We start from the raw sequence: 10,289 nt of genomic DNA on the forward strand, positions 1-10,289 counted from the left end.
GTGGTAAACTAGAAAGAAGTTGTGATAGCACGCTATAAAATCTAATATGCAGGAGCTAAAAAAGATGAAAGAATATTTACAGCAAGATGTTTGGCGTTTATGGGATCAATCAGTAAGTGGACGTTCTAGTTCACCATTGGAATCTTTTGCTGCAGATGACACGCTCTGTCATCTAGTCGGTCAAAAACTCACATATCCAACGATTCGGACGTGGGTACATGATGCATCAGTCGTTCTCGGTATTCAAGACCATCGTCTCCCGTTCATTCATGCGGGTATGGATTATCTACAAAGTAAAGGGTATACGCCAATCGTTCGAAATTCTGGTGGACTAGCCGTCGTATTAGATGCCGGTATTTTAAATATTTCTATGATTGTATCTGAGCAAGATGGACGCATCGATATTAATAGTGGTTATGATTTAATGGTCGAACTTATACGCCAACTTTTTCCGCAGGCGGCAGAGCGTATTGAAGCTTATGAAATTATCGGTTCTTATTGTCCAGGTTCTTATGACTTGAGTATCGATGGTAAAAAATTCGCGGGTATTTCACAACGTCGTTTGAGACAGGGTGTGGCCGTGCAAATTTATTTATCTATTGAAGGCAGCGGTGCAGAGCGTGCAAAGTTGATTCGAGAATTTTATGATATTGCGCTTCAAAATGAACAAACAAAATATGTCTACCCAACTGTAAGGCCAGAAGTAATGGCCTCATTATCTGAGCTTTTAGGTGAAGAATTGACGGTGTCACAAACTGTTCAAAACTTACAACAACTTTTATTTCACCGTTCAAATCAGCTCGTAATGGGCGGTCTACAGCCTGAAGAACTTGAACAATATAACTTCTACTTGAATCGTGTATTTGAACGAAATCAAAAGATGTTAGCATCAAAAGAAGGTTGATTGTTGTTGGAAATACCGCTAAACTAAGCGATAGTGAAATTTGAAAAAAGAAGGGACTGTCGGCACTATGGCAAACGAATTTAGAGTTTGCGATGAATGTCAGGCTGTTAACCTAAAAACATTAATTCCGAAGCTACAAGCAATTGATCCGGAAGCGGAGATCGATATTAAATGCCATTCATATTGTGGACCGGGTTTGAGAAAGACGTTTGCCTTCGTTAATAATCGACCATGTGCAGCACATACTGAAGACGAATTAATGCCAAAGGTTATAAAGAAATTAAAATCTCAAAAGCGTTTACCAGAGGGATTTATTGAGCCTGAATTAGCAGAATAACAAATGAAAGATATGTCACCTTATGCAAGGGTGACATTTTTATTTATAATGGAAGAAATAATAAATAGTGGAGGTGTGGTATGCAATATGCAACAAAGAAATTAGCTGAAGAAAAAGTGTTTAAGGACCCCGTTCACAAATATATTCATGTACAAGATCAAGTGATTTGGGATTTAATCGCAACAAAGGAATTTCAAAGATTACGTCGTATCAAGCAACTTGGTACAACCTACCTCGTATTCCATGGGGCAGAGCATAGTCGTTTTAGCCACTCTCTAGGGGTATATGAAATTGTTCGTCGAATGGTCGATGATGCATTTAGTAATCGACCGCTATGGGATAAAAGAGAACGCTTGGTGACACTTTGTGCAGGCCTTCTTCATGATTTAGGGCATGGACCTTTTTCACATGCTTTTGAACATGTCTTTGATTTGGATCATGAGGAGTTTACGCGTGCCATTATTATGGGGGATACAGAAGTGCATGAGGTGTTGTTACGTGTGGCACCAGATTTCCCACAAAAAGTATCAGATGTGATTGCAAAAACATATGGAAATAAACAAGTTGTCAGCTTAATCTCCAGTCAAATTGATGCGGATCGAATGGACTATTTACAGCGTGATGCGTATTTTACAGGAGTGAGTTATGGCCATTTTGATATGGAGCGCATTTTACGAGTTATGCGTCCATTACAAGATCAAATTGTCATTAAATCATCAGGTATGCATGCCATTGAAGACTATATTATGAGCCGTTATCAGATGTATTGGCAAGTTTACTTCCACCCCGTATCGCGTAGTGCGGAAGTTATTTTACGTAAAACACTTGAGCGTGCAAAAGACTTGTATGTAGAAGGGTATACTTTTGAATTTGCGCCAACGCATTTTTATAGCTTTTTTGAAGGTGATGTTCAACTGGCAGATTATATTGCATTGGATGAAAGTATCATGCTGTCTTATTTCCAATTTTGGACGACGGAAAATGATACGATTTTAAGTGATTTAAGTAGCCGCTTTTTAAATCGTCATCTGTTAAAATTTGTGGAAGTTGACCCAGCTACAGATTGGGAGAAACTAGTTGAATTAGAAAAATTATTTGAAGAAGCTGGTATCAATCCAAAGTATTATTTAGTAATGGATTCGTCATCCGATTTACCCTATGATTTTTATCGCCCTGGTGAAGAGGGGGAAAGGGTACCTATTTACTTGCAAATGCCCAATAAAGAACTACGAGAATTATCTCGTTCATCTGATATTGTCGATGCCATTTCTGGCAAACGTCGTACAGACCATAAATTATATTACCCGAAAGACTTGCTTGATGGCAGCAATCCCCTACATGTAAAAATAGTAAAGAGCATCAATAGATAGGAGTGAGCGCAACCGTGTTAGAAGACCATGCCAAAGTCGTTCAGTTTATGTCGCTAGCAGGAGAGGTCACCGGCAGAAAAAAATTACAAAAAATGATTTTCATCGCAAAAAAACTTGATTTTTCATTTCAAGAAAAATATAAATTTCATATGTATGGTCCATATTCGGATGAACTTACTGTTAGAATTGAAGAATTATGCAATCTCGGTTTTCTTGAAGAAAAAATGGAGAATAAAGGATCGTATAGTCAATATTGTTATCGTGCAACGGCTAAAGGGGAAGAGTTCACTTCTATTATTGAAGAAGCTTCACTCGCATTGCAAAAGACAATCATCTTAATGAATCAGCAAAATTCACGTTTTCTTGAATTAGTTGCGACATTATTATTTTTTGATAATTTAACACAAAAACAACGAATAGAAAAAGTGAAGACGGTCAAAGCATCATTAAAGCTGACAGATGATGAATTACAAAATGCATTCTTATTTATCGATAATTTACAACAATTTTAAGTGTACTTCTTACTTATGGTTTTTAGGAGTTAGAGAACTATTTATTTAGATAGTGATGATTTCTAGACCCCTACTTTAAAGATACCTGATGTGAGGTGTCTTTTTTAGTTTGTCAAAGCATTATTTTATTGGTTATAACTGATTAGTACATCTTTTCTACTAAACAATGAAAATTTGCAACGAAAATAGGGTATAAGGGTGGAATATACGTTTTTTTAGACATATGAATAAATCGATCATTTTAATACCTATTGATCATGCTATCTACTAGCTAATCCATGGGGGAATGGAGTGGTTATTCTTCTCATCAATTCATTCTTATTCGATAGATGGCCATCGGAACTGTATAAAACATGGACGCTCCCTCAATCGTTGAACATCCCTTATTTTATTTGCAAACAGTCTTTTCAAATGACTATAAACATGTGTATAATGTATGGTCGGGCTTTTTGAAGAAATTTATTTTTAGTATGTTATTATAAAAAAGATAATGATGAAAAAAGTTTGCTAAATCAATGATTTTAAGTGTTTTTTTGGTAAGTTAGTCGTTTTATGAAGTGCCAAAGATGTATAATATGTAATTTATAATAATAAGAAGATTTAAAATTTAGCGCGTATTTAACGCAAGAAGGCGAGACGAAAATAAGTGAGAAAAATAGGATTTGATTCAGAAAAGTATTTGTTGGAACAATCGACTTATATATTAGAACGTGTGCAACAATATGATAAATTATATTTAGAGTTTGGTGGCAAATTAATTGGTGATAAGCATGCTAAACGTGTATTGCCTGGTTTTGATGAAGATGCAAAAATTAAATTACTGCATACACTAAAAGATAGTGTAGAAATCATTATATGTGTTTATGCAGGAGATATTGAGCGCAATAAAGTACGAGAAGACTACGGTATTACGTATGATCAAGATGTTTTACGTCTTATTGATGAATATCGCGCATACGACATTTCAGTTAATAGTGTACTGATTACACGTTACGCAGGTCAACCAACTGCTAAAGTCTTTATGACAAAACTTGAACGTAGCGGTATTAAAGTATCTACACATAGTGAAATTGCTGGCTATCCAACAAATGTTGGTGCGGTTATGGGGGAGAATGGTTTTGCACAAAATCCATATATTACGACAACGAAACCGATTGTTGTCGTAACGGCACCAGGGCCATCAAGTGGTAAGCTAGCAACTTGTTTGAATCAAATGTATCATGAAAACAAATTAGGTAATAAAGTGGGATATGCTAAATTTGAAACCTTCCCAGTTTGGAATTTACCGTTAAAACATCCGGTTAATATTGCCTATGAAGCAGCAACAGTAGATTTAAAAGATGTCAATATGATTGACAATTATCACTATGAAGCATATGGAAAAGTAGCAATTAATTATAATCGTGATATTGAAACCTTCCCTGTAATTAAAAGTATTATCGAACAAATTACCGGTAAGGAATCCGTTTATCAATCACCTACAGATATGGGTGTCAATCGTCTGAAATCTGGCATCACTGATGATGCAATTGTACAAGAGGCAGCACGCCAAGAAATTATCCGTCGCAGTTTCATCGTTGAAAATGATTATAAAAAAGGACTTGCTGATGAAGATAGCGTTGCTCATATGCGTGTGATGTTAGAAGAAACAAAACTAAAAAAAGAAGACCGTGCACCCGTTTTACCTGCGCGTAGCTATGCAAAACAATTACAAGAAAAACTCAATAGTACAAACAATCAAGCGGTTATTGCCATTGAGTTGCAGACTGGTGAAATGATTACCGGTAGAACGACTACCTTAATGGATTCTTCTGCAGCAGCGATTTTAAATAGTTTGAAAAAGCTCGCTAATATTGCCGATCAAATTGATTTATTATCGCCGGTAATCTTACAAACCATTCAACGTCTAAAAACAGATGATTTGAACAGTCGTGTGCCGACATTAACAGTCGATGAAGTACTAATTGCTTTAGCAATTAGCGCTGTGACAAATCCAACATCTGAATTGGCGTATAAACAATTACCGCAATTACAAGATACGAAAGCCCATTCAACTGTGATCGTAAATCGTGCAAACGAGCAGACATTTAAAAAACTGGGTATTGATATGACAAGTGATGCAGAATATCCAACTGAAAATTTATACTATAATTAATATGTATTTTTAGTAGATAAAATAAGATTTTAATCAATAGCTTTTGAGTTAATTAGGAATGATGAGGTTTTTCTAGTCATTGTTAATTCATTCAAAGGCTTTTTTTATCCCTGAATGTATAGGGCATACACTAACTGCCAGTGATTTTTATCACGTTAACTAGACAGCGTAAGTGAATAAAACCAATACCACTTAAACGAATTGATAAACCTGTTTTTATAGGGGTTTAAATTAATTTTATAACAAAAATTGTCTCATTAATCAGATGGAAATGATAACGATGACATGAATTAAAATAAATAAAAATTTTATAGAATGCCATGAACAATACAGACTAATCAGCTTTGTAGAAGATTTTCAAGGAGAAATGTTTTTAATAACAGAAAAATTAGGTCATATTATGATATTAATTGAAGATATTGGGGTATAAATTATTACTATCATGAATTGAGGGTGATTATTATAGAGAAGAAAATAAATAAAAAACTTTTAGTAACGGTATTAACTTTGGGTGGCTTTTTTACAACGATCAATCAGTCTATCTTAAATGTATCTCTTAGTTACTTTAAGGATATGTTTGATGTCTCCTCTACTGCTGTTCAGTGGTTAACAACTGGTTTCATGCTGGTAAGTGGTGTGTTAATCCCATTAATGGCTTATTTAATGAAACGATTTACAACACGTCAATTATTTATGGTCGCCATGTTCTCGCTGCTCATTGGTGGTTTGATTAGTGGTATTGCTGGCAATTTTTATTTATTACTATTTGGTCGCCTTATTACATCAATCGGAGCGGCTATTTTAATGCCATTAACAATGTCGATTGTTACGATCATCTATCCAAAAGAAAAACGCGGTACCATTATGGGGATTGTGGGTTTAGCGATTATATTTGGTGCAGCGCTCGCACCAACACTTTCAGGATTTATTTTATATGATTTTTCTTGGAGATGGTTATTCCTAGGACTAACACCATTTGTTTTATTAACAATTTGGTTAGGTTATAGAAGCTTGGTAAATGTCTCTGAAACTGAAAAAGCAAAATTAGATATTAAGAGTGTGATCTACTCTACAATTGGTTTAATTGCACTACTGTATTCTTTCAGTGCAGCAGGTGGTCGAGGTTGGTACAATCCATTTGTTATTACATTGTTGACAATAAGTATTGTATTCATCGTGCTATTCTGTTCACGTCAATTAAAAATGAAAGATCCCTTGTTAAATCTATCCATTTTCAAAATAAAAGCATATCGCATGGTTACAGGAATTATGTTCCTTGTAACGATGATTACGTACGCAGATATGATTATTCTGCCATTATACTTGGCTGAAGGACGAGATTTCACACCGTTGGATGCGGGTTTGCTGCTCTTCCCTGGAGCAATTGCCAACGCTGTATTATCACCATTTACAGGTAAACTTTTAGACAAATTCGGGGCGAAAATCGTGTTCACCATTGGGCTGGTTATCATGATTCCATGCTTATGGGCTGCCACTGACTTAAGCGCTTCCACAACAATTACATTTTTAGCAGTCAGAACGTTATTCTTACGTATTGGTATTAGTTTCTTGATGATGCCATTAATGACAGAAAGTTTAAATACGCTACCAAAACATTTAGTCGATCATGGTTCAGCAATGACGAATACTTTACGTCAAGTATCTGCAGCAATTGGGACGGCGTTAATCATTGCAATCTACACATCACATACGAATGTTTACACGAAAAAATTACTAGATTTAGACGATTCTTTATCAAATACAAATGCAGGGATCAGAGCATTAATTCATAGTGCAGATGACACGTACTATTATATGACTTTAATGGCAGTTCTCGCGTTACTATTAACTTTATTCCTGCCAAAAAATAAAAAAACGACGGAAGAAAATAAAGAAGAAAAAGAGTAAAGAACGGTATATAAAAAATGAGAAATCGCGATAGGCGATTTCTCATTTTTTTGCCCGTTAAAAGAAGAGGCTAAGCTGGTCTGATCCTTATCATGCGGAAAATACATGGAATAAGAAATAGACATAGAGTGAAAGTAACGTATTTTGTTCAAAGAGGCCGCAGATTTTTGCTAGAAAACATACGTAAGAATCAAATCACGTGATGTCAATATTTGATGTAGAGCTAAAAAGAAAAGAGGAAGTGGTATCCTCATTTTTTAATGCGCTTGTTTTTTTTCATAGAGCAACCAAGCACCGGTAATCAAAGTTGCAATCCCAACGATGATACTTGCGACAATCGGAGTAGCAGCTAGAGAAGTTTGTTTGACGACAATACCGCCAATATATGAACCAGCAGCAATCCCGATATTGAACGCCGCGATATTAAGCGCCGAAGCCATTGTAGCTACTTTAGGCATATGAATTTCAGCTAACTGTACAGCATATAATTGTAAACCTGGAACATTCATGAACATGAATAATCCCATAAATAAGATGACAATCAAGCCAATGATGGGCATCGTTAGTGTAAAATGAATGGCTAAAAGAGCGATTGCTAATGCTGCAAACATGAAAAATAAGGAACGCAGTGGATTGGTGTTCGAATAGCGTCCACCGATCGTGTTTCCAATTGCTACGAAAAGACCGTAGACAACAAGTATAATCACGATGGCACTTGGACTGTAGCCAAGCTTTGTTGCTAAAATAGGTGTGAGAAATGTGTAAATAACAAATGTACCGCCATAACCGATTGCTGTGATTAAAAAAATGAGTACCATGCGACCATTTTTTAAAACGGTGAATAGATCACGGACATATACAGGTGAAGATTTAGGCATGTTTTTAGGTACGAGCAAGATGTTGCAAATAAGCCCAATTACACCGATTAAGGCGATGAAAATGAAAGACATACGCCAAGTTGAAATTTGCCCAATAAATGTTCCGAGTGGGACCCCTGTTACAGTGGCGATCGTTAGGCCACTAAACATAATAGCGATGGCACTTGCACGTTTATTTGGTGCTACAACATCAGCTGCAATGACGGAAGCAACAGACATAAATACACCATGTGCCAGTGCAGAAACGACACGACCAACGAGAAGAATCGTCAAAGTTGGTGCAGCTGCAGCGATTAAATTCCCAATGATGAAAATAAGCATAACAAGTAATAATATATTTTTCCTGCCAAGACGAGAAGTGAAGGCTGTTAATAATGGTGCTCCAATTGTAACGCCAAGTGCATAAAGCGAAACAGTCAAACCTGCTAATGGTAGGGTGGTATTAAATTGATCTTTGATAAGCGGCAATAAACCAACGCTTATAAATTCTGTTGAACCAATTGCGAAAGCACTAATTGCTAACGCTAATAATGTCCATTTTGGACGTTGTGGATTAGTCATAGTGAAACTCCTTTGCATTATTGATATAGGTATAGTACGATTTAATAATTCATAATGACGAGAGGTCGAGATGTACGATGCAAAAAACTTATAATATTGGTGTAGAAGCGACAATCGACGCAATTGGTGGTAAATGGAAACCAGTTATACTATGCCATCTTAATCACCATGAGGCGATTCGCACTTCTGAATTTCGCCGTTTAATTCCAGGCATTTCACAAAAAATGTTGACTGCACATCTACGTGAGCTAGATGAATCTGGTTTAATCATTCGTAAATCATATAACCAAGTCCCACCTAGAGTTGAATACTCGCTAACAGAATACGGCAAAAAATTAGAGCCAGTATTGAGTGTTTTATGTTCATGGGGAGAGCTTCATATTGAAAAACGTATTGAAGATGGTGAGAATATTTGCCTGATTAAAAGCGATGAAGAATTGCTCGGTTAATAGCGAAAGCCGGAAATGTGAAAACCCACATTTCCGGCTTTTAATATACCTATTAAAAGTTAAACGTCATTGGATTTGGTCCGACGCGTTGGTCTTCATTTAATGCATGGATTGTTGTGAGATCATCCGCAGTTAGATCAAAATCAAAAATAGCTGCATTTTCAATCATCCGTGCCTCTTTTGTTGATTTTGGAATAGCAATAATGCCATTTTCAATATGCCATCTGATGATAATTTGAGCTACAGTTTTCTGATGATTTTTTGCGATAGCAAGCAATGTTTCATGTTCAAATAAACCGCCTTGCATTAATGGTGCCCAAGCCTCAATTTGAATATTATGTGTTTGTGCAAATTCTCGGACAGCATGTTGCTGCAGTTTAGGGTGTAATTCAATTTGATTAATAGCGGGCTTAATCGTCGCAAAGCTCATTAATTGTTGTAAATGGGATACGTCGAAATTACATACACCAATTGCTTTGATTTTTCCAGAGCGATAGAGTGATTCCATTGCTAACCAAGTATCTTGAAAGCTGTCTGTACCAGGCCAATGAATTAAATAGAGATCCAAATAATCTAATTGTAATTTTTGTAAACTCTCTTCGAAAGCAGCAATTGTTTCTTCAAAACCTAATTGGTCATTCCATACTTTTGATGTAATAAATAATTCTTCGCGACTTAAATTATTTTCGCGTAAAGCATTTGCTACACCTGTCCCTACGCCTTCTTCATTACCATAAATAGCAGCAGTATCAATATGACGATAACCTAACTTAATTGCTGTACTTACGCTTGCTGCTGTTTCTTCATTTGGTACTTGAAAGACACCTAATCCAATGTTTGGGATGGCGACACCATTATTTAATATAGTTGTGTTTTGTAAATTTGTATTCATTTATTTTCCCTCCAATAAGTTGTTGTAGACTTAGTATGCGCGCCCTTTTAAACTTTGAGAAGTACGCACTTTTTTGTCATATAGGAACAAAATGGTTTCAAATGATGGGCGGCGGAATATAGTGCAGAAAAATAATAAACGCAAAAAAGCTGCCCCATTTTACGAGGGCACTGAAAAAGTCCACTTATGCACAGAAAAGCGAGGACAGGAACGAATTTCGTTCCTGTCCTCGCTTTTTCTCGTAGCCGTTGATTCCGTTCCGGCGGACGCTTTTCGCGGGCACGGCTCCAGCCTTCTCCCTCGCTTCGCTCAGTCCGGGTGCT

Annotated in this window: 9 protein-coding genes; 7 read left to right on the forward strand and 2 right to left on the reverse strand. The window is 36.3% G+C overall.

What is annotated here, in order from left to right; all coding sequences use genetic code 11:
* Nucleotides 1-64: 64 nt before the first annotated feature.
* The 6 genes from lipL (at nucleotide 65) to DEX24_RS15565 (ending at nucleotide 7,186) form a co-directional block, all read left to right on the forward strand.
* Nucleotides 65-904: an octanoyl-[GcvH]:protein N-octanoyltransferase gene (gene lipL, locus DEX24_RS15540; RefSeq protein WP_109307311.1), complete on the forward strand. Its 840-nt coding sequence runs from the start codon at nucleotides 65-67 to the stop codon at nucleotides 902-904.
* 67 nt (nucleotides 905-971) lie between these two features.
* Nucleotides 972-1,241, forward strand: a complete 270-nt coding sequence (locus tag DEX24_RS15545; protein ID WP_109307312.1) for a YuzB family protein — start codon at nucleotides 972-974, stop codon at nucleotides 1,239-1,241.
* A gap of 80 nt (nucleotides 1,242-1,321) precedes the next feature.
* Complete coding sequence (locus tag DEX24_RS15550) at nucleotides 1,322-2,611, forward strand: HD domain-containing protein (RefSeq protein WP_109307313.1); 1,290 nt, start codon at nucleotides 1,322-1,324, stop codon at nucleotides 2,609-2,611.
* 14 nt (nucleotides 2,612-2,625) lie between these two features.
* On the forward strand, nucleotides 2,626-3,123 hold the full coding sequence (locus DEX24_RS15555) for a YwgA family protein (protein WP_109307314.1): 498 nt from the start codon (nucleotides 2,626-2,628) through the stop codon (nucleotides 3,121-3,123).
* A 646-nt stretch (nucleotides 3,124-3,769) separates the two neighbouring features.
* Complete coding sequence (locus tag DEX24_RS15560; protein WP_109307315.1) at nucleotides 3,770-5,278, forward strand: DUF1846 domain-containing protein; 1,509 nt, start codon at nucleotides 3,770-3,772, stop codon at nucleotides 5,276-5,278.
* A 462-nt stretch (nucleotides 5,279-5,740) separates the two neighbouring features.
* A complete protein-coding gene (locus DEX24_RS15565; protein ID WP_109307319.1) occupies nucleotides 5,741-7,186 on the forward strand; it encodes a DHA2 family efflux MFS transporter permease subunit in 1,446 nt (481 codons plus the stop codon).
* 257 nt (nucleotides 7,187-7,443) lie between these two features.
* Here the strand turns inward: DEX24_RS15565 and DEX24_RS15570 are convergent, their stop codons facing one another.
* The gene (locus DEX24_RS15570; protein WP_109307316.1) at nucleotides 7,444-8,625 is read right to left on the reverse strand and encodes an MFS transporter; all 1,182 of its coding nucleotides are present in this window, start codon (nucleotides 8,623-8,625) and stop codon (nucleotides 7,444-7,446) included.
* 77 nt (nucleotides 8,626-8,702) lie between these two features.
* On the opposite strand from DEX24_RS15570, the gene DEX24_RS15575 reads away from it, so the two are divergent.
* Complete coding sequence (locus DEX24_RS15575) at nucleotides 8,703-9,074, forward strand: winged helix-turn-helix transcriptional regulator (RefSeq protein ID WP_109307317.1); 372 nt, start codon at nucleotides 8,703-8,705, stop codon at nucleotides 9,072-9,074.
* Between the two features lie 52 nt (nucleotides 9,075-9,126).
* Here the strand turns inward: DEX24_RS15575 and DEX24_RS15580 are convergent, their stop codons facing one another.
* On the reverse strand, nucleotides 9,127-9,966 hold the full coding sequence (locus tag DEX24_RS15580) for an aldo/keto reductase (protein WP_109307318.1): 840 nt from the start codon (nucleotides 9,964-9,966) through the stop codon (nucleotides 9,127-9,129).
* Nucleotides 9,967-10,289 lie beyond the last annotated feature (323 nt).

Origin of the sequence: Kurthia sibirica (genome assembly GCF_003143975.1) — a bacterium.
Lineage (GTDB): Bacteria > Bacillota > Bacilli > Bacillales_A > Planococcaceae > Kurthia > Kurthia sibirica.

Excerpts from the sequence above, each read along its gene's own strand:
- lipL (WP_109307311.1), top strand. The coding sequence starts at position 65 with ATGAAAGAATATTTACAGCAAGATGTTTGGCGTTTATGGGATCAATCA.
- DEX24_RS15575 (WP_109307317.1), top strand. The coding sequence starts at position 8,703 with ATGCAAAAAACTTATAATATTGGTGTAGAAGCGACAATCGACGCAATT.
- DEX24_RS15580 (WP_109307318.1), bottom strand. The coding sequence starts at position 9,966 with ATGAATACAAATTTACAAAACACAACTATATTAAATAATGGTGTCGCC.
- DEX24_RS15570 (WP_109307316.1), bottom strand. The coding sequence starts at position 8,625 with ATGACTAATCCACAACGTCCAAAATGGACATTATTAGCGTTAGCAATT.
- DEX24_RS15550 (WP_109307313.1), top strand. The coding sequence starts at position 1,322 with ATGCAATATGCAACAAAGAAATTAGCTGAAGAAAAAGTGTTTAAGGAC.
- DEX24_RS15545 (WP_109307312.1), top strand. The coding sequence starts at position 972 with ATGGCAAACGAATTTAGAGTTTGCGATGAATGTCAGGCTGTTAACCTA.